This is a genomic window from Tardiphaga sp. P4_G1, from assembly GCF_056401215.1.
Map to the genome: position 1 here is coordinate 16,282 of NZ_JBFUJU010000002.1, position 20,075 is coordinate 36,356.

Annotated in this window: 18 protein-coding genes; 6 read left to right on the forward strand and 12 right to left on the reverse strand. The window is 61.9% G+C overall.

Annotated features, from left to right (window positions below):
* Position 1: 1 nt before the first annotated feature.
* Entirely contained in the window at positions 2–1,441 is a 1,440-nt protein-coding gene (locus tag AC1DUY_RS04225; protein WP_478112463.1) for a helix-turn-helix domain-containing protein, read from the reverse strand.
* 146 nt (positions 1,442–1,587) lie between these two features.
* Between AC1DUY_RS04225 and AC1DUY_RS04230 the strand changes: the two genes are divergently transcribed.
* Positions 1,588–3,225: an isocitrate lyase gene (locus tag AC1DUY_RS04230; RefSeq protein ID WP_068734918.1), complete on the forward strand. Its 1,638-nt coding sequence runs from the start codon at positions 1,588–1,590 to the stop codon at positions 3,223–3,225.
* A gap of 127 nt (positions 3,226–3,352) precedes the next feature.
* Here the strand turns inward: AC1DUY_RS04230 and AC1DUY_RS04235 are convergent, their stop codons facing one another.
* From AC1DUY_RS04235 to AC1DUY_RS04280, 10 genes are all read right to left on the reverse strand, one after another.
* The gene (locus tag AC1DUY_RS04235; RefSeq protein WP_184511564.1) at positions 3,353–3,640 is read right to left on the reverse strand and encodes a YciI family protein; all 288 of its coding nucleotides are present in this window, start codon (positions 3,638–3,640) and stop codon (positions 3,353–3,355) included.
* Between the two features lie 64 nt (positions 3,641–3,704).
* On the reverse strand, positions 3,705–4,676 hold the full coding sequence (locus AC1DUY_RS04240) for a sugar ABC transporter substrate-binding protein (protein WP_120293316.1): 972 nt from the start codon (positions 4,674–4,676) through the stop codon (positions 3,705–3,707).
* Positions 4,677–4,713: 37 nt separating this feature from the next.
* Positions 4,714–5,688: an ABC transporter permease gene (locus AC1DUY_RS04245; protein ID WP_478112466.1), complete on the reverse strand. Its 975-nt coding sequence runs from the start codon at positions 5,686–5,688 to the stop codon at positions 4,714–4,716.
* Complete coding sequence (locus AC1DUY_RS04250; RefSeq protein WP_478112468.1) at positions 5,685–6,635, reverse strand: ABC transporter permease; 951 nt, start codon at positions 6,633–6,635, stop codon at positions 5,685–5,687. Before AC1DUY_RS04250 ends, AC1DUY_RS04245 begins: the two co-directional genes overlap by 4 nt.
* Positions 6,628–8,166, reverse strand: coding sequence for a sugar ABC transporter ATP-binding protein (locus tag AC1DUY_RS04255; RefSeq protein WP_478112470.1), 1,539 nt, complete (start codon positions 8,164–8,166; stop codon positions 6,628–6,630). The genes AC1DUY_RS04250 and AC1DUY_RS04255 overlap by 8 nt, the downstream gene beginning before the upstream one ends.
* Complete coding sequence (locus tag AC1DUY_RS04260; protein WP_478112472.1) at positions 8,163–9,563, reverse strand: FAD-linked oxidase C-terminal domain-containing protein; 1,401 nt, start codon at positions 9,561–9,563, stop codon at positions 8,163–8,165. The genes AC1DUY_RS04255 and AC1DUY_RS04260 overlap by 4 nt, the downstream gene beginning before the upstream one ends.
* Before the next feature lie 59 nt (positions 9,564–9,622).
* Entirely contained in the window at positions 9,623–10,507 is an 885-nt protein-coding gene (locus AC1DUY_RS04265) for an intradiol ring-cleavage dioxygenase (RefSeq protein WP_120293255.1), read from the reverse strand.
* Between the two features lie 9 nt (positions 10,508–10,516).
* Entirely contained in the window at positions 10,517–11,434 is a 918-nt protein-coding gene (locus tag AC1DUY_RS04270; RefSeq protein WP_184511569.1) for an NAD(P)-dependent oxidoreductase, read from the reverse strand.
* The gene (locus AC1DUY_RS04275) at positions 11,431–12,798 is read right to left on the reverse strand and encodes an amidohydrolase family protein (protein ID WP_478112475.1); all 1,368 of its coding nucleotides are present in this window, start codon (positions 12,796–12,798) and stop codon (positions 11,431–11,433) included. The genes AC1DUY_RS04270 and AC1DUY_RS04275 overlap by 4 nt, the downstream gene beginning before the upstream one ends.
* Positions 12,795–13,874 carry a maleylacetate reductase gene (locus tag AC1DUY_RS04280; RefSeq protein ID WP_478112477.1) on the reverse strand — a complete coding sequence of 360 codons (1,080 nt, stop codon included), beginning with the start codon at positions 13,872–13,874 and terminating at the stop codon, positions 12,795–12,797. Before AC1DUY_RS04280 ends, AC1DUY_RS04275 begins: the two co-directional genes overlap by 4 nt.
* A 190-nt stretch (positions 13,875–14,064) precedes the next feature.
* Between AC1DUY_RS04280 and AC1DUY_RS04285 the strand changes: the two genes are divergently transcribed.
* Complete coding sequence (locus tag AC1DUY_RS04285) at positions 14,065–15,213, forward strand: LacI family DNA-binding transcriptional regulator (protein ID WP_478112479.1); 1,149 nt, start codon at positions 14,065–14,067, stop codon at positions 15,211–15,213.
* Positions 15,214–15,304: 91 nt separating this feature from the next.
* Here AC1DUY_RS04285 and AC1DUY_RS04290 read toward each other — a convergent pair whose 3' ends face one another.
* Positions 15,305–15,823, reverse strand: a complete 519-nt coding sequence (locus AC1DUY_RS04290; protein WP_478112481.1) for a MarR family winged helix-turn-helix transcriptional regulator — start codon at positions 15,821–15,823, stop codon at positions 15,305–15,307.
* A gap of 165 nt (positions 15,824–15,988) precedes the next feature.
* Between AC1DUY_RS04290 and AC1DUY_RS04295 the strand changes: the two genes are divergently transcribed.
* Genes AC1DUY_RS04295 through AC1DUY_RS04310 form a run of 4 tightly spaced genes read left to right on the forward strand, consistent with a single transcriptional unit; the run spans position 15,989 to position 20,032 of the window.
* Entirely contained in the window at positions 15,989–16,453 is a 465-nt protein-coding gene (locus tag AC1DUY_RS04295; protein WP_158550404.1) for a RidA family protein, read from the forward strand.
* Positions 16,454–16,509: 56 nt separating this feature from the next.
* Positions 16,510–18,081 (forward strand): sugar ABC transporter ATP-binding protein, encoded by a 1,572-nt coding sequence (locus AC1DUY_RS04300; RefSeq protein WP_478113356.1) that lies wholly within the window; start codon positions 16,510–16,512, stop codon positions 18,079–18,081.
* Positions 18,078–19,055 carry an ABC transporter permease gene (locus tag AC1DUY_RS04305; RefSeq protein ID WP_210421679.1) on the forward strand — a complete coding sequence of 326 codons (978 nt, stop codon included), beginning with the start codon at positions 18,078–18,080 and terminating at the stop codon, positions 19,053–19,055. Before AC1DUY_RS04300 ends, AC1DUY_RS04305 begins: the two co-directional genes overlap by 4 nt.
* Positions 19,052–20,032, forward strand: a complete 981-nt coding sequence (locus AC1DUY_RS04310) for an ABC transporter permease (protein ID WP_093756898.1) — start codon at positions 19,052–19,054, stop codon at positions 20,030–20,032. Before AC1DUY_RS04305 ends, AC1DUY_RS04310 begins: the two co-directional genes overlap by 4 nt.
* Positions 20,033–20,075 lie beyond the last annotated feature (43 nt).

The following is a 20,075-nucleotide window of genomic DNA, read 5'->3' on the forward strand; positions in this document are numbered from 1 at the left end:
TTCAGTCCGCCGAGAAGCCGAACGGAACGTTCAGCGTCCTGAAATCATCGGGCAACAACTCGCGCCCGATTGGAAGCGCCGAGCGCGCAGCACATCTTGGACGATGACAGACACGGCATGCGACGCCGATCGGCGTGGGCGCATCCGCACGCGGTGCCGACGCATCGCGCGTATAGATCAACTGGCCCGCATGTTCGGCTGCGCAACCGATCGCGATGGCGCGCTCAACGCGTTGTGCGCCGTAACCACCACCGCCAGCCGTGACGGTGCGGGCAATCGAAAAGAAGCGCTGGCCATCCGGCAATTCCAGCCACTGCGTGACGATCTGGCGCGGCGTCCGGAAGACATCGTGTACCGACCACAACGGGCACGCACCGCCGTGCTTCGCGAACGGAAAGCCTGCGCCGTCGAGCAGTTTTGAAATATTGCCGGCGGGATCGACGCGGATGAGAAAGAACGGGACTTTTTCGGCGCCCGGCCGCTGCAAGGTCGTGATGCGATGCGCGGTCTGTTCGAAGCTGGCACCGAATTGGCGCGCCAGCGCTTCGAGATCGTAGCGCCGCGTCTCGGCTGCACGCGCGAAAGCCGCATAGGGCATGATCAATGCCGCGGCGGCGTAGCCTGCGAGCGCCCGGCGCGCCAATAGTTCGGCGCTCTTGGTGGTGAACTGACCATCTTCGAGGGCTGTGCCGATCTCGTTTTCCATTTCGAGATAGACGAGCTGCTGCGCCAATTGGAAATTGAGGCTTGCAGTGTCGAGCGAGTCCTCAAGCAGCAATTGCTTGCGATGCAGATCCAGTCGTCGCACCGAGCCGAGCATGACGTCCGGCGGCAGATAGCGCACTTGCAGCTTGTGCCGGGTCTTGAGACGCTCGACGAAACCGCTCGGCCCTGACGTTGCCTGCACAAGACGCTCGGCCGCATCGTCGAGACCCGCGAAATTGTTCCGGCGTGCGGCAAGAAAACGCCGGACCTCGGCGACGGGATCGTTGGCATCATAGCCCTCGCTCCCCGCTTGCAATGCACCGCCCGCGAGCGCCGGCGCGCGCCTGTCCGCCAGCGCGAGTTGCTCCTCGCGATAGGCCGTGTAGAGGCGCAGAAAAGCCTCGGCCATGCCGGGATAGCTCACCGCGAGATCGCTGATTTCGAGCGCCGGGATATCGATGTCCGAAAACATCGGCTCCTTCAGGATCGACTGCATCCGCGCCGTATTGTCGGCGCCGCCGTCGCCGGCGAGATCGGCCAGATCGATGGTGTAGGTGCGCGCCAGGCGCAGCAGCATGTCGGCCGTCATCGGCCGCTGGTTGCGCTCCAGCAGCGCGACGTAAGGCGCGGAAATCTCGAGATCGGCCGCCATATCGGCCTGAGTCAGGCCCAGATCGCGCCGAAGCCGCCGGATTCGCGGTCCCATGAACACCGATCGACCTGCCGAGGCGGCCATTGCGCACTCCAATACTTTGTAATTATCTTACAGACTTACACGCGATATTTGTAAAGTATGACAAGTTATCTGCGTTCCGTCTAGCGGCTGACAATCCCGCGATTACAACCAAGGACAGGTTTTCGTCAGCCAAAGGGATCGAGACAATGAACTTCCAGCCACGCGGGATCAGCAACCAGACCATCCTCGGCACCGGCTCCTATCGGAGCGAAGTCGAGGCGGCGTCGGCGCTGCTCAAGACCAAGGACACCTGGAACGGCGTGACCGCCGAAGCGGTCGCACGCATGCGCCTGCAGAACCGCTTCAAGACCGGTCTCGACGTTGCACGCTACACGGCATCGCTGATGCGTGCCGACATGGCCGCCTATGATGCAGACACCACCAAGTACACCCAGTCGCTCGGCTGCTGGCACGGCTTTATCGCGCAGCAGAAGCTGATCTCGGTCAAGAAGCATTTCGGCACCACCGACCGCACCTACCTGTACCTCTCGGGCTGGATGATCGCGGCGCTGCGCTCGGAATTCGGCCCGCTGCCGGATCAGTCGATGCACGAGAAGACTTCGGTCCCGGCTCTGATCGAGGAGCTCTACACCTTCCTGCGTCAGGCTGACTCGCGCGAGCTCAACGACATCTTCCGCAGCCTCGACGCCGCTCGCAAGGCTGGCGACAAGGCAAAGGAAGAAGAACTGATCAACAAGATCGACAACTTCCAGACCCACGTCGTTCCCGTCATCGCCGATATCGATGCCGGCTTCGGCAACGCGGAAGCGACCTATCTGCTCGCCAAGAAGATGATCGAAGCCGGCGCCTGTGCGCTGCAGATCGAGAACCAGGTCTCGGACGAGAAGCAGTGCGGCCATCAGGACGGCAAGGTCACCGTGCCGCACGAGGTCTTCCTCGCGAAGATCCGCGCCTGCCGTCACGCCTTCCTCGAAATGGGCGTCGAAGACGGCATCATCGTCACCCGCACCGACTCGCTCGGCGCTGGCCTCACGCAGCAGATCGCTGTCAGCCACAAGCCCGGTGACCTCGGCGACCAGTACAACAGCTTCCTGGATTGCGAAGAAATCGATGCTTCAAAGATCGGCAACGGCGACGTCGTCATTACGCGTAATGGAAAGCTGATGCGCCCGAAGCGTCTGGCCAGCAACCTGTACCAGTTCCGCGAAGGCACCGGTCAGGACCGCTGCGTCCTCGACTGCATCACCTCGCTGCAGAACGGCGCCGACCTGCTGTGGATCGAAACCGAGAAGCCGAACATCGAGCAGATCGCCAAGATGGTTGATCGCGTTCGTGAGGTGATCCCGAATGCGAAGCTGGCCTACAACAACTCGCCGTCGTTCAACTGGACGCTGAACTTCCGTTGGCAGGTCTATGACGCGATGAAGGAAGCCGGCAAGGATGTCAGCAAGTACAACCGCGCCGAGCTGATGAAGGTGGAGTACGACAGCACGCCGCTGGCGGTCGAAGCCGACGAACTCATCCGAACATTCCAGGCTGATTCAGCCAAGCGTGCCGGCATCTTCCATCACCTGATCACGCTGCCGACCTATCACACGGCTGCGCTGTCCACCGACAACCTCGCCAAGGAGTATTTTGGCGAACAGGGCATGCTGGGCTACGTCAAGAACGTCCAGCGCGCGGAAATCCGTCAAGGCATCGCCTGCGCGAAGCATCAGAACATGGCAGGTTCGGACATCGGCGACGAGCACAAGGAATACTTCGCCGGTGAGGCGGCCCTGAAGGCGGGCGGCGCGCACAACACGATGAACCAGTTCGGCTAATCGTTACGGTTCAGCTCATCATAAAATCAGCCCGGGGTCCCATCAGACCCCGGGCTGATGTCGTTGTCGGTGTACAAATGCCGAACGACTGCCTCACCGACAGGCAGGGCGCCGGCCTCCATTCCGGTTATCCCTGTCGGCGCAGGAAGCCGGTAATCGTGACCGTCTGCCAAATGCCGGCGGCAAAGAACGGATCGGCGTGATGAAATCTTTCGACCGCCGCGCGGTCGGCGGCCTCGACGAGAAACAGACTGCCAATCATGGTCTGGCCGTCATCGGCTGTCAGCGGACCGGACATGACGATCGTCACGTCATAGGCCGAGGTGTCGGACAAAAAGGCCTTGTGAGCCTCGTAGTGAGACAAGCGCCTGTCAAGCGCGCCGGCATGATCGACAGCATGGATGGCAAACAGCATACGTAGCTCCTGAAAAGCAGAAGACGGCCGCCGTTCCGCGGCGACCGTCCTGGTGGCACAGATGTTATTTAGTGCCGAGCTTCGCAGCCTCGTCCCAGCTCGGACAGGTCCGCGATTCCAGCGGCACGTCGTAGGGCTGATAATTCTCCTTGCCGATCACCGTTGGCTTGAGAACGATCTCGGTGATCACCGGCTCGTTGCGCAGCGAACGAATGGCGATCATCATGCCGAGGCATCCCTGCATGAAGCCATTGTAGTCGCCGCTCGCCAGCAATTTCCCGGACTTGATCGCGTCGATCGCCTCCTTGGTGCCATTGACGCCGATGACCTGGGCTTTGCGATTGGCACCATCGAGCGCCTCGATCGCACCGATCGCCATCGCATCATTGGCAGCCAACACACCGTCGATCTGAGTATTCGACTGCATGAGATTCTCCATGACCTGAAGCGCCTGCAGCCGTTGATAGTTACCGGGTTGCGACGCAAGCAGTTTGGCCCCCGGGTTTTCCTTCAGGGCGTCGTTGAAGCCGCGGACGCGATCGATGCTCGTCAAGGATCCTTTGACGCCCTCAATGATCACAAAGTTGCCCTTGCCGCCCAGCGTCTTCAGCAGATAGCGCCCGGTCTCCAGACCCAGACTGTAGTCATCGGCGCCGACAAAGGCGACAAACTTGCCACCGGCGGAACGATCGGTCACGTTGACCACCGGGATCTTTGCGTCATTGATTTTCTCGACACCGGGGACCATCGCCTTGTAGTCGACCGGGATGAAGACGATCGCCGACGGCTTCTTCACCACCACGTCCTCAATCTGGCTGAGCTGCTCCGGGATGCTGTCCGGCTTGGTCGGGATATAATGCAGCGTCTTTGCCTTCATCGCTTTGGCGGCTGCGTCGGACCCGACTCGTACTGTCTGGAAGTAAGGATTGGTCTGGTTTTTCGTAAACACCGCGATCGTCTCGCCGTCAGCGAACGCGTGGGATGAGAGTGATGTCGTCAGAAGCAGTGCAGCAAGCGCGCCATAGGCTTTCTTCATAGTCGTTCCCTCCGTTTTGTTTTTTAAGATCGAACACTTACGCCGTACGGCGCCGTGTTTTCATATCCAGCCATACTGCCAGAATGACGATGACGCCGGTTACCAGTGGCTGCCAACTCGCGTTGACCGACAACAGGTTCATGCCATTGAGGACCAGGGTCAAAATGAGTGCACCGACGAACGTGCCAAACACCGTTCCGAGACCGCCGAACAGCGAGGTGCCCCCGATCAGAACCGCCGCGATCGCCGGCAGTGTCAGGCTTTCTCCGATGTCGGCTTCGGCAGAGTTCAGTCGCGCAAGAAAGATGATCGAGGCGAGCCCGGCCATCGCGCCGGACACTGTGTAGACCAGCAGAAGCCGGCGAGCGACGGGAATGCCCGACAGCCGCGCGGCGACGGGGTTGGCGCCGATGGCATAGATTTCCTGTCCCCACGTGGTGCGCTGCGCGAAAATGGTTCCGATGGCGAGGAAGACCAGCAACAGATAGACCGGGATCGGAAGACCGAGAAAATAGCCACTGCCGATCTGGCGAAAGCCAGCCGGGAAGCCGTGCATGGTCTCTCCGCCCATGTACCAGTAAGTGATGCCGTGCAGCACCCACAGCATCCCGTATGTCGCAATGAAGGATGGGATTCGAAGCGCCGTCACCATCACGCCGTTCAGCATCCCCACCGCGCCACCGACGCCGATGCCTGTCAGTACCCCCAAGGTCGGCGAGCCCGTCTGATGAATCACCGTTCCGGCAATACAGGCGGAAATAGCGACATTGGCACCAATCGAGAGATCGAGGCCACCTGTCAGCACCACCAGCGTCAGGCCCGACGCAATGAAGAACAGCAGACTCGCCTGACGCAGGACGTTGAGGATGTTGCCGAGACTGAAGAACGAGTTGGTCAGGATGGTCAGCGCCGCACAGATCAGAAATGCGGCGAGCAGGCGATAGAATACCTGGATCATCTCGTCTGAGAGCAACATTCTGCCGCCCGTGATCGGCTTTGAGATATCGGTCATGATCGGCTCCGTAATCCATCGACGAACAAGGCTGCAATCACCAGCAAACCGACGCTTGCCACCTGAATGGAAGACGGCAGCGCCAGCAGATTCAATCCGTTGCGCAACACGCCTACGGTGACCACACCAAGCAAGGTGCCGAGGAGCCAGCCATTGCCGCGTTCGAACGACGTGCCGCCGACGGCAACCGCTGCAATGGCATCGAACTCAAGACCGAGGCCAGCAGTTGGATGCCCGGAGTTCATGCGCGCGGTCATCAGGAGACCGGCCAGACCGACCATGGCGCCGCCGAGCGCGTAGACGAGGATCAGCAAGCGTCGGGCCGAGATGCCGGCGAATTTCAGCGCTTCACGGTTGCCGCCGAGCGCGAAAATATAAGTCCCGAAACGCGTGTGGTAGAGCAATCCGTGGAAGCCAAGGTAGCTTCCCAGCCCCAGTACGATCGGAAGCGGGACGCCGCCGAGCGTTCCGGAATAGACGCCACGAACGGCGGCCGGCATGCCGACGACGCTCTGGCCATCGCTGACGATCAGCGAGAGCCCCTGCGCCATCCCGAGCGTGCCCAGCGTGGCAACAAAGGGAGGAATACCGACAACGGCCACCAGCCAGCCATTGACCGTCCCGAACACGATTCCAACGACCAGAGCCGCAAGCAGGCCGAGCAGCAACGAGCCAGTGGCCAAAGCGACGATGGCGACGATCAGCGAGGTCAGCGTCAAGACCGCGCCCATCGACAGGTCGAGACCTTCGGTCATGATGATCAGCGTCATCGGCAGCGCCAGCATCAGCAGGATCGTCGATTGGACGAGCACGTTGGAAATATTCGGCACCGTCAGGAAGCCGGGCGTCATCAGGCTGAAGACAACACATAGCAGCACCAGCATGACGGCAACGCCGGGAATCCGCTGAAGCGGATTGGTGTTCAATACCATCGCTTGTTCACGCATGATGCATCCCCAGCTTCACGATGTTTTCCTCACTCAGTTCGTGGCGAGCCAGTTCACCCGCGATCCGTCCGTCGCACATGACATAGGCGCGATCACAGACGTGGCAGATTTCCGCCTGCTCCGACGAGATCATCAGCGCAGCGGCACCATCCGCGACCAGTCGGTCGATGAGCGCGAAGATCTCGGCTTTCGCTCCGACATCGATGCCGCGTGTCGGTTCGTCGAAGATGAACAGCTTGGCGCCAGCGGCCAGCCATTTGCCGATGACGACCTTCTGCTGGTTGCCGCCGGACAGAAGACCGACGGCCTGCTTGTCCGATGGGGTCACGATCCTCAACTGCCGGATCAGATCATTGGCAACCTGCCTGGATTTTCCCTGATCGAAGAAGCCACGCGGAAAGATCTTGCGTAACGCGGAAACGATCAGGTTGTCTCCGACGGAGCGGATCAGAGCCAGACCTTCGGCCTTGCGGCTTTCCGGAATCAGCGCAAGCCCCAGTCTGGCAGCTTCGTCCGGACCACCGGATTTCTCCTGACCGTCGAACAGGATCTGTCCCGCGGTCGCCCTGTCGGCTCCGAAAATGGCCCGCACCACTTCGGTGCGCCCCGAGCCGACCAGCCCGCACAGCCCGACGATCTCGCCTTGCCGCACGACCAGGTCGATGCCCGCAATGCCCGAGGCAGAGGAGAGACCCTTCACCTCGAGCATGACCTTGCCAGGGGCCTCAGCGAAATTCCGTGGATAGCTCATGTCGACGCTGCGACCGACCATCATCCGGACCAGATCGTCCGACGACACGGCCCCGGGTTGCACCTCATCGATACGGCGCCCATCGCGCAGCACCGTGATGCGGTCGCCGAGCGAGAACACCTCCGCCATCCGGTGCGAAATGTAGATGATGGCGACGCCGTCTGCCTTGAGCCGCGCGATCAGTGCGAACAGCAATTCCGTCTCGCGATCGGACAGCGCCGCGGTCGGCTCATCCATCACGAGAATTCGCGCGTTCTGGCTGATGGCCTTTGCAATCTCCACCATCTGCTGCTGGGCGACGCCCAGCTTCTCGATCCGGATCGCCGGATCGATGTCGAATCCAATCGAATCCAGCACGCGCTTGGCATCGGCCAGAATTTTCTTGCGATCGATCGTGCCGGGAACACGTCCTGCTGGCTCCCGTCCGAGGAAGATGTTCTGCGCGATGTCGAGATAGGGGACGAGCGAGAATTCCTGGAAGATGACGGCGATGCCGAGCTTCTGCGCATCGGCTGGCGACGCGATCTCGACTGTCTCGCCGTTGTAGTGGAACGAGCCGTGATCGGCGCGATAGGCCCCGCACAGTACTTTCATCAGACTCGATTTGCCTGCTCCGTTCTCGCCGAGCAGCATGTGCACCTCGCCGGGCCACACCGAGAACGACACATCGTCGAGTGCCTTCACTCCCGGGAATTCCTTGGAGATGCCGCGCAGTTCGAACAGCGGCGGCGCCGCTTGAACGATCGACACGGCCGCCTTGGATTGAGCGAGCTGCGTCATGTCAGCACCGGTGCATTGGGCAAGAAGATCTTGCCGGGGTTCATCATGCCTTTCGGATCGATCGACGCCTTGATGCCACGCATGATATCGACAGCGTCGCCGAGCTCGTCCTGGAGGAATCCGATCTTGCCGGTGCCGATGCCGTGCTCTCCGGTGCAGGTGCCCTCCATCGCGATCGCCCTCGCCACCAACCGCGCGTGCAGCGCCTTGGCGCGCGCGACTTCGTCGGCATTATCCTGGTCGATCAGGATCAGCAGATGGAAATTCCCGTCGCCGACATGGCCCACCATAGGCGCGATCAGTCCGTTGGCATCGATGTCCCGGCGCGTTTCGGTCAGACATTCCGTCAGCCGTGAGATCGGCACGCAGACATCCGTAATCATGGCCTTGGCGCCCGGCTTCAGGCTGAGACCCGCATAAAGCGTGTTATCGCGGGCATGCCACAGCTTCGTCCGGTCTTCCGCCGCACGCGCCCATTGGAAGCCCTGGCCGTCATGTTCGGCGGCGATCGCCTCCGCCAGTTCGGCCTGCTCCGCGACGCTCGCCTCGGTGCCGTGGAATTCAAAGAACAGCGTCGGCGCCTCGCGATAGCCAAGTTTGGAATAACCATTGATGCCGCGCATCATGACTTCATCCAGCAGTTCCATCCGCGCGACCGGAATGCCCGACTGGATCACTTCAATCGCGGCATCGATCGCTTGATCGAGCCGCCCGAAACTGCAGACAGCGGACGAGATCGCCTGCGGCCATGGATGCAGTTTCAGCGTAATTTCAGTGATGACGCCGAGGGTACCCTCTGAGCCGACGAACAGCCGGGTGAGATCGTAACCGGCTGACGATTTGCGGGCGCGCTGGCTGGTACGGATCACCCGCCCATCCGGCAGAACGACTTCGAGCGCAAGCACGTTGTCCTTCATGGTGCCGTAGCGGACGGCCATAGTCCCGGACGCGCGCGTCGAGGTCATGCCGCCGATCGACGCATCGGCGCCGGGATCGATCGGAAAGAACAATCCGGTGTCGCGCAGATGCGCGTTGAGTTGCTTGCGAGTAATGCCAGGCTGCACGACGACATCGAGGTCTTTGTCATGCACCCGGAGCACGCGATTCATCCGCGCAAAATCGATACAGACGCCGCCAGCCACCGATGCTGCATTGCCTTCGAGCGAAGTACCCGCGCCGAATGGAACGACCGGCATGCCGAGTTCGCCGCAGAGTTTCACGATCTCAGCGACTTCCTGCGTGGTCTCCGGAAACACCACGACGTCCGGTGGACGACTGGCGTGATAGGCCTCGCTGCGGCCGTGATCATCGAGCACGCCGCGCGCGATCGTCGCGCGCGCCCCAATGATCTCGTTCAGACGGACCACGGCCGTCTCGGCGCTCACTGGCGCTCCCATAGCATCCTCCCGTTCCATATCAGCGCTCAGGCTCTGCGGCCCTTGATGCGCATTGTTAGCTAGACAGCATGCGCCTTGTTGGCGTCTGGCTTCAAACCGAAATCGTAATTCAAATGATAGTAAGGCGTGTTCTGCATCCGCCCGTCGGGAGCTTCGCCGGCATCTTTGCGGGCGAATTCGCGAATGAGCGTATCTTTGACGCCGAAGACGACGTCGGAGTCGAGATACTTGTCGCCCGCGACGAACACATGCGTCACCAGTTGCTCGAAGCCAGGCGCCGAGATCATGAAGTGAACATGGGCGGGCCGCCACGGATGACGCCCCTGAGCCGTCAGCATATCGCCGACCGGCCCGTCATGCGGGATCGGATAGGCCGCTGGCTTGATCGACCAGAACCGGAAACGGCCCTCGGCATCGGCATGAAACCGCGCACGCATCGCCAGATCGCCGATCTTGTCGAGCTGCTGAACATCGTAATACCCGTCGTCGTCGGAGTGCCAGACGTCGATTGTCGCATTTGCGATCGGCTTGCCGTCCGGCGTCGAGACCGATCCCGTCACGATCATCGGATCGCCCTCCATGCCACCGGAGATGTCTTCGCCAAGCTTCTTCTCCGGGGCCGCCTGGACGAAGAACGGCCCGAGCACGGTCGTGTCCGTCACACCTTTTTCGGCACCATGATTGATCGCGTCGACCAGCATCGACACTCCGAGCGTATCCGAAAGCAGGATGAACTCCTGGCGCTTATCGTCGCACATGTGACCGGTGCGCGTCAGGAATTCGATGCCCTGCTCCCATTCCCTCTGGGTCGGCCGAATCTCCCGGACGAAGGCATGCAGATGGCGTACCAGCGCCTCGCTGATCTGCCTGATCCGCGGCTGGCCGGCATCCGTGATGCGATCCAGCACGGCGTCGGTGATGGTGTTCTCGTTGAAATTCCGCATGGCCTCCCCTCACCCAAGCTTCGGCTCGCCGAGACCCGACAGTCGCTCGACATGGCGCACGGTGGCGATGAAATCGGATTCGCCATCTCCTTGCGCAACAAGCGATCCGTAGATTTCTCGCACCTGCGCTGCGAGTTGCAGCGGCACGCCGACGTGATGGCCGGCCCCGATGATGAGGTCGAGATCCTTGGCCATCTGCCGGCACGAGAAAGTGGACTCGAAGTTGCGCGTGGCAAGCGGCGGCGTCTTGTACTTGACCATCGGCGAGGCGATCGCGCTATCGTCCAGGACCTTGAGGATATCCGGCCAGGAGATTCCGCCCTTGCGCGCCAGCGCGAGGCTTTCGGCCATCATTCCGGCAGACACCGCGATCATCAGGTTAACCGCGAGCTTGGCAAATCGCGCCTCTTCAGCCACGCCGAGATAGGTTTGCGCGCGGGTGAACGTCGCCAGCACCGACTGAACCGCATCGAACGCATCCCGCGGCCCCGACACGAAGCAGGTCAGCGCGCCGGTATGCGCGATCGCTGCATTGCCGGACACCGGCGCGCGCAGATAGGCCACGCCGCTCGCCTCTGCCGCAACACCAACTTCAGCCGATATTTCGGCGCTGACCGTGCTCGTCTCGATCAGAACCGCACCACGTGTCAGCTTGTTCAGCAGGCCGTCTGGTCCGAGCACCACGGAACGCAGCGCCGCATCGTCGGGCAGCGATGTGAAGATGATGGCGTGGTTTGCAGCGGCGTCTGCGGCCGAGTTGGCCGTCTGAAGCCCAAGCTGCTGTGCCAACACCAAGCGCTGTTGGCCCGGGTCGTAACCGGTGACGCGGATACCGGCCTCCACCATACGGCCTGCGATCGGCAAGCCCATCTTGCCAACGCCGATCCAGGCCACGGCCTGAGCTTGATCTCTCGACGGGGTTGTCATGCCGCTTTCTCCTGACGTTCGATCTCGGAGACGATGCGCATGCCTGATCGCTCGAGTTCATTCTTTTTGTGGTCGATGTTCTCCGCCAGCAGGCGTCCGCCTCGCTTGCGCCAGATGCCATCGATCATGACCGCCTCGATATTGGTGATGCTGGACTGCATCAGGACCGTGGAAACCGGATCATGGACCGGCCAGAGATTCAGGTCCGTGGCATTAATGACGACCAGATCCGCCTTCTTGCCCGGCGTGAGCGAGCCGATGCTGTCTTCGCGCCCGAGCATGCGGGCGCCCTCGATGGTGATCCAGCGCAAGGCCTCGCGTGTCGTGATTGTCGTCACCGCTGGAATGGCACCCGTGGCCTGCCGGCTCTCGGCATTGTCCAGCGCGCGCTGCATCGACAGTGCGATGCGACCGACGTTGAACATGTCGCCCGGCAGCACGGATTCCAGATCGACTCCGAGCGATGGCCGCGATCCCAGCTTCAACAGCCGCCCGGTGATCGGGTAGCCGTGGCCCTGATTCATTTCATTTTCCGGCGTGACCGAGAACGACACGCCGAGATCGACAAGCTGACGCAGCAGATCGTCGGGAAGATCGTTGCCGTGCACGATGTTGATTCCGGGACCGACGAGGCCGGCTGCAATCAGCCTCGCCCAGCCACCCGGCGTCTTGGCCGGGCCTCCGCCCTGATGCATCGAGGCAATCAGATCGAACTCACGCGCCAATTCGAAATCATGGATGGCAACATCCATGGTCGAATAATGAGGACCAAGAATCGCAAGCCCGAGGGTGACGCGGTCGCTGCGGTTAGACAGCGCCCCTGCCAGGAAGCGCTCGACCTCACGGCGCGGATGCGGAACCTCGGAGAAGTGCGGCTGCCCCGGCGCCGCCTCCGGTTTCGGCGAGCCGTGGAAGAAGGCGGCACGGATGCCGCTCTCTTTCAGCGCTGCGACGGCGCTATCACTGTGCGCAGGCGTTGGATTGTTGTGACACCAGTCAACCAGCGTGGTGGTGCCGCAATTGATCTGGTTCAGCGCGCCCATCAGCGTGCCGATATGGATATCCTCGGAACGAAAGACCGTGGCCAGTCCCGCATGCATCCGGCGGAAATATTCGGGAAGCGTCCAGTTCGCGGAGAAGCCGCGCAAGGCGGTCTGCCACGTATGCATATGCGCGTTGACAAGGCCCGGAATGACGATGCGGCCACGACCATCGACGATCTCCGCGTCACCGGCATCGAGGCCCGGCCGGATGTCGACGATGCGATCGCCATCAACCAGCAGGTCAGCCTGCGCGAGGTCGCCGATCGTGTCATCCATCGTCAGGATGGTGGCGGATTTGATGAGCGTGCGCATCGCCGTCATCGCAACGCCTCCGCCATGACCGGAGGATCGCCCGCCCAGGCCCGCGCGATCAGATCGCGGATGGCATCGTGTTCCAGCGGCCGCGGATTCCAGTAGGCATTGCTGACGGCAAGGTCGGCGGCGTGTTCTATGCCGTCCTTCGGCATTCCCAGATCACGTAGCGCGACTTTGGCGCCAAGGCGCTGCGTGAGATCGAACAGTCCCTGCGCCGCCTGTCCGGCGCCGAGCGCGCGCGCGACGCGAGCCGCCGCGACCGGCACTGCGGGAGCATTATAGGCCATCGCATGCGGCAGGATCACCGTGTGGGTTTCGGCATGCGGCAAATTGAACGTGCCACCCAGCGTATGGCAGAGCTTGTGATGCAGAGCCATGCCGACGGCGCCGAGACAGGCGCCGCACAACCAGGCAGCGCGCAGGGCATCATCGCGTGCCGCCGCGTTGTCCTCGCCAGCCGCAAGCTTCGGCAGCGCGCCGGCGAACAGGCGAATGCCCTCTTCCGCCATCAACGACACGACCGGATTGGCGTCGCGCGCATAGAGCGCTTCGACAGCGTGAGCGATTGCATTGACGCCCGATGTCACGGCAAACGCAGGCGGCAATGTGCGCGTCAGGTCGACGTCGTAGATGACCGTTTCGGGGAGTATCTTCGGGCTCGATTGCGTGGTCTTCAGTCCCTCGCGGGTCTCACCCAGGATCGGCGTCATTTCGGACCCGGCATAGCTGGTCGGTACGACGATTTGCGGCAGGTCGGTCCGTAGCGCGATCGCCTTGCCTAGCCCGATGGTCGAACCACCGCCCACCGCGACGATGCCGTCGGCCTGCAGAGCCTTGACCTGCTGCATCGCAAGTTCGGTCACATCAACCGGCGTATGCATCACCGCACCGGCATAGACGCCCGCCGCTCTGTCACCGATCAGAGCGGCAATCTGCTCGCCGTGAGATTTCTGCTGGGCTGTCGTCAGAACGAGTGCGCGCTTAACGCCGAGTCGGTCGAGCTCGGCGGCCAGATCTGCCAGCCGTCCCGAGCCGAAGACGACCCGCATGGGCGCCGCCTGATAGACGAAGCTCTCCATCATTTCATCCCTGATCGTCGACGCCGTTAGGGCGCTTCTGCTGCATTGCACCAAGGCATGCAGCGGATTTTCGCTACCATCATTCCCGTGCACACGTTTGTCAAGAAACTCTGCACACGTTTGTCAATTTGTGCAAGATGAGGCATTCTCACGTGATCGTTAGCGGATACGACAACGCGCGCGAGCAGGCTGGATGGCGATGCCCAAAAAAACCAAAAACACCAAGAAGACGTCACCCGCGCTTCAGGAGCGGTCGTCGCGTAAGACAATCATTGATGTCGCGAAGTGCGCTGGCGTTCATTGGTCAACGGTGTCGCGCGGGCTCAATCCCGAGAAGCGCCACCTGATCTCCCCAGAAATGATCGAGCGCGTCGAAGCTTGCGCAAAGAAGCTGGGATATCGGGCCAACGCCATGGCATCGGCGCTTCGGACCCAGCGATCTCGCACCGTCGGCGTTATTGTTTCGAACCTTGGTGACCCCGTCCATCCCCCCATAGTGCGGGCGATTGAGGACCGGTTCGCCGAGATTGGATACGTCACCATCGTCGGCAATACCGACAACCATCCGCTCAGGCAGGCCGCGCTGATCGATCGTTTCATCCAGCAAGGCGTCGAGGGGCTGATCGTCGCGACCTTCGAGCGAAACGATCCCGGCATCGCAGCCTGCGTCGAGGCGAATATTCCAGTCGTCGCGGTGTTTCGCGACCCTGAAAGCGAATTCATTCCGAGCGTCCGGGTCGACGACGCGAAGGCAATGGAACTGGCGGTTCATCATCTCGCCGAGTGTGGGCACAGGCAAATTGCTCATGTCGGCGGCCCGCAAAATGTGTCGACGGGTTACCACCGCTATCGCGGCTTTCGGCGCGCTTGCAAAGTCTTGGCTCAAGACGGAGTTGCGCCCACTGCCGTCTTCGGTGAGGCCTTTACGGTCGAGGAAGGCGAGTTCGCTTGCGAACGTTTGCTGACGGAGAACCCCAATATTACGGCGATTGTGGCTGGCAACGACATGCTGGCCGTAGGCTGCCTTCGGCACCTGAGAAACAAGGGCATTTCATGTCCCGGCAACATCTCGCTGGTCGGCATGAACGACATGCTGTTCATGGATGCGATAGCACCGGCGCTGACGACCATCAGTACACCGACTGCGGAACTGGGAACGCAGGCGTCTCACATCCTTATTGCGATGATCAAGGGAACGCCGGTTCAAAACGATCGGATCGTACTGAAGCCGGTTTTGCTTGCGCGGGATTCTGTCGCCGCGATCAAGCTGCCGACCAAGACGTTCGTCAGATTTTCTGACGCGGCCAAAAGAGAAGTCAGAATACGGCGCCGACAAAGCTAAGCGAAACCTGACACACGCTGCCGCGGTGACATGGAAAAGTGTCGGCGACTGATCCGAGTTTGCCGAGAACGGGGCGCTCAGACGCGATCCGTTACAAATCTGGCTTCTCGACCGAAATCAGAAGTTTCCGCAGCAGCCGCGTGAGCGTTTGACGTTCGTTGGCTGTCAGCACCTCGTCGACCGAACGGGACAGCTTGAAGTGCTGGGCAATCGCCTTGTCGACGGAATTTCGCCCCTTGGCCGTAAGCGTGATCCGCGCGCCACGGCCATCTTCAGGATCCTGGCGCCTGACGATGAAGCCGTCCTGCTCGGCACGCCGCAGCCGCGCGGTGAGCCCGCCCGACGACAGCAGGCACTCCGCATAGAGGTCAGTCGGTCGAACACCGATACTGTCATCGGCCTCCCGACGGTAAATCGTCAGGAGCAGGTCGAACAATTCCCAATTGAAGCCCTGCTCCTCGAGCGCGGGCTCGATGGCGCTGCGCATATGCACGGACAGCCGGACAATCCGGCCGACGACGTCGAGGTGACCGGCGTCGAGGTCGGGCCGCCGCCGGCTCCAGCCGGCAATGATCTCATCAATCGAATCGGTAGTCATGCTGATCAGCATATAGGCACGGGGCACCGAATATATGCAAATTCATCTATCTTTGCGCCAAGATATTTTATCTTGACTCAAAGATAGTTTGACCTCACGCTTCGTGACGGGTTGACCGGATGCCCCCTCGCGAGAAGGTCACGAGGTTTACCAACGCCCGCCATCGAGGAAATGATCATGACAGCCAAGCCGGCCTTTGCGACCTCGCCCACCAATCCGCACGTCAAGGAAATCCAGACGATGCCGGAGCGGAAGCCGGACATGCCTTATGCGCCAGCGATCCGTGTCGAAGTGCCCTGCGGGATGTTGTTCATTTCCGGAGCAACGCCCTCGCCGCTCTATCACAAGCATCCCCACGTTCTGGAGGAGCACGATCATCCGAATTCGATCGAGGACCAGACCCACCGCGCCATGCAGACGATCCAGTCGATCCTGGATCACGAAGGGCTGACCTGGACCGACATCGTCAAGGTGACGAAGTACCTGACCGACATCCGGGACCAGGACGGTATGGTGAAGGTGATGAAGGAATATTTCGGCGACTGGACGCCGGCCAGCACCACCATCTGCATCAACCAGCTCTCGACCCAGGGCGCCCGTGTCGAGCTGGACATGATCGCCGCCATTCCCGTGCAAAAATAGACCGGACGTGACCTCCCGCCTGCCCCGGGTCATCGGGCCGAACGAGGCCGACAATGATGCACGGCACTGAAAATCAAAATGAGCAAGGGGACCGCTCGCTGCACACCCCAAAGGGGTCTGCGTCGCGGGCGCCCGGAAGCGAGGCCGATGCACCGCTGCTGCGTCTGGTCGGTATCGACAAATCCTTTCCCGGCGTGCATGCGCTCAAGAACGTATCGCTCGACGTCTATGCCGGCGAGGTCCATGTCATCCTCGGCCAGAATGGTGCGGGAAAGTCGACGCTGATCAAGACGCTGTACGGCGCCTATGCGGCCGATCGCGGCTATATCGAGATCGAGGGCCGGCGGGTCGCCGTCGCCCGCCCGGCCGATGCCAGCGCGCTTGGTATCGCCGTCATCTTCCAGGAATTCTCGCTGATCCCGTATCTGGACATCGCGCAGAACATCTTTCTCGGTCGCGAAGCGGCATTCAGTCGCTTCGGCCTCGTCGATTCCGCGGCCATGCATGCAGCCGCACGCACCATCCTCGACGATCTCGGCCTCGACTACGACACCCACGCATACGCCGCCGATCTCGGCGTAGCCCAGCAGCAGATGGTGGAGATCGCCAAGGCGCTTTCGCAGAACGCGCGGGTGCTCGTGATGGACGAGCCGACGGCGGCGATCTCCGAGCGTGAATCAGATCGCCTGTTTCAAACCATCGCGCGATTGACGGAAAAGCGCGTCGCCATCGTCTACATCTCCCACCGCATGAAGGAGGTGCAGATGCTCGGCGATCGCATCACCATCCTGCGTGACGGCGCCGTCGTGACCAGCGTGCTGCGCGGTCAGAAAAGCCAGGCCGAGATGGTCGGCGCGATGATCGGGCGACCATCGGGATCGCAACTCGCACGGACGCCGCGCCCGCCCGGCGAGCCCGTTCTGCTCGCCAGGGATGTGAACACGGCCAAACTGTCGGACATCTCCATCGAAATTCTCGCCGGCGAGGTGGTGGGGCTTGCCGGCCTCGTTGGGTCCGGCCGGACCGAAGTGGTTCGCGCCTTGTTCGGCGCGGATCCAATCGCGAGCGGCGAGATCGCTCTGTTCGGATCGCGCACGCCGGCCACACTGGACAGACGGGTGCGTGCGGGCATGGCCCTGCTCCCGGAAGATCGCAAACGGGAGGGATTGGCGCTGCCACTCGATGTCCGCGACAATGCGACGGTCGCCTCGTTGTGGCGCAGCTTCGCCTCCGGCTGGTTCTCACCGGCCAAAGCCGAGCGGGACACACGCGGGCTGATCGCACAGCTCGGCATTGCCGCCCATGGCACGCGCCAGAGCGTCCACACCCTCAGCGGCGGCAATCAACAGAAGGTCGTGCTGGCCAAATGGCTGGCCGCGGGAGCCAAACTGTTTCTGCTGGACGAACCGACGCGCGGTGTCGATGTCGGCGCCAAGGCCGAAATCTATCGCCTGATCGATCAACTGGTCGATGGCGGGGCCGGTGTTGTCGTCATCAGTTCGGAACTGCCGGAGCTCGTTCAGCTCTGCGACCGCGCCTATGTCATGCGCGACCATCGCATCGTCGGGCATCTCGCCGGCGACCAGCTAACCGAGCGGGCCATCCTCGAACTGGCGGTGCATCAATGAGCGTGACGATCCAGCTGCAGCGCAGGTCCAGCATGGGCCAGTTCCTCAGCGCAATCCCCGGCGCCGGCCTCTTGCTGATCCTGATGCTGGTGCTGTTCACGATCATCAATCCGAGATTCGTGTCCCAGACCAACCTCATCAATGTCGGCTTGCAGACCTCGCTACTGCTGATGCTCGCCCTGCCGATGACGCTCATCATTATGACCGAGGGCCTCGACCTGTCGGCCGGAGCTCTGCTCGGGCTGAGCGGCGTCATCGTCGCCGAGGCGCTTCTTGCCGGATGGGGCGTGTTCGCCGCCTGTGCGGCGACGCTGGCGGTGAGCATTGCCTTCGGGGCCCTCAACGGCATCCTGATCGCCTATCTGTCGCTCCCTGCCTTTGTCGTCACCCTCGGCACCATGGGGCTGATGCAGGGGATTGCGCTGGTGCTCACCAATGGAGATCCGGTCGGCGGTTTCACGCCTGCCATTGAAACCTTCTATCGCTCCCAGCTTTGGTTCATTCCGACGCCGATCGCGATCGCGGCCGCCCTTTATGCCGCGCTGTGGCTACTGCTATATCGCACTCGGCTCGGCAACTACGTGATCGCCATCGGCGGCAACAAGGACGCGCTGCGTCTCGCCGGCATTCGCGCCAATCTCGTGCACCTCGCCGTCTATGTGCTCGGCAGCACGATCATCGGCCTTTCGGCGGTGTTGCTGATCGGACGCACCAATTCAGCGCATCCGACCGTCGGCATCGGCATGGAGTTCGAGGCGATCGCCGCAGTCGTGCTCGGCGGCACCTCCTTCGAAAAAGGACAGGGCTGGCTGTTCGGTGCCGTGCTCGGCGCGCTTGCCATCACCGTGCTGCGCAATGGGCTCAACATTCTGTCCATCGACTCGTCGCTGCAGGTCGTGTGCATCGGCATCCTGCTCATCCTCGCGTTGCTGATCGACCAGGCGCGCAAGCAATTCGTGAGGCGTACGGCATGACGATCCCGGCAACGCTCGATATCCGCCCATCGTCCCTGTCGCCCGACGCTGCGGCCCTGCTCGGCCGGTTCGTGCTGATCGTTCTGATCGCCGGCGCATTGACCGCGGTCGATCCGGGATTCGCGTCGGTGAGCAATCTGCTGAACATGCTGCGGCAGGCGAGCCTGCTGTTTCTCGTCGCGTCCGGCCTCACACTCGTCATCATCGGCGGTGGGCTCGATCTGTCGGTGGGCGCCAATCTGACGCTGTCGGCCTGTCTCGCCGCAGCCGCGATCAAGACCACCGGCAATCCGTGGTACGGCGTTGCGGTCGCCATCGGCGCCGGCACACTGATCGGTTACGCTAACGGGTTGATGATCAACCGCCTGCAGCTGCCGCCTTTCCTTGCGACTTTCGGCATGCTGTGGGTGGCGCAGGGCATCGCCTACTGGTTCATGGCCGGGCAGACGATCTACGGCATGCCGATGTCGTTTCGCTATTTCGGCACCGGCTTCTTCCTCGGCGTTCCGCTGCCGATCTGGATCACGCTTGTGGTCTGTCTCGCCTGCAGCATCCTCCTGCACCGCACGACCTTCGGCCGCGAGGCGTATTTCATGGGCGCCAACCAGACCGCCGCGCTGCTGTCCGGCGTCCCGGTCGAGCGTCGTCGGCTGCTGCTCTATGTGCTCAGCGGCTTGACGGCGGGCATCGCGTCTCTCGTCTATCTCGCACGCCTCAATGCCGCCGAGCCCGGAATCGGCGAGCCGTTGCTGCTTCCTGCTATCGCCGCAGTTCTGGTCGGCGGCACATCCTTGTTCGGTGGCAACGGCAACATCGTCGGCACCGTGCTTGGCGCCATCCTGCTCACCATCATCGTCAACGGCCTCAATCTGCTGAATGTTGCAGCGACCTGGCATCCCTTCGTCAACGGCGCCGTCGTCCTGGTCGCCATCATTGCGGATCTCGTCATCAGCCGACGCCGATCAGGGAGCGGATAGACCCGGCATCACCAGTTCACCACACGTCTCGTCATTCACAACC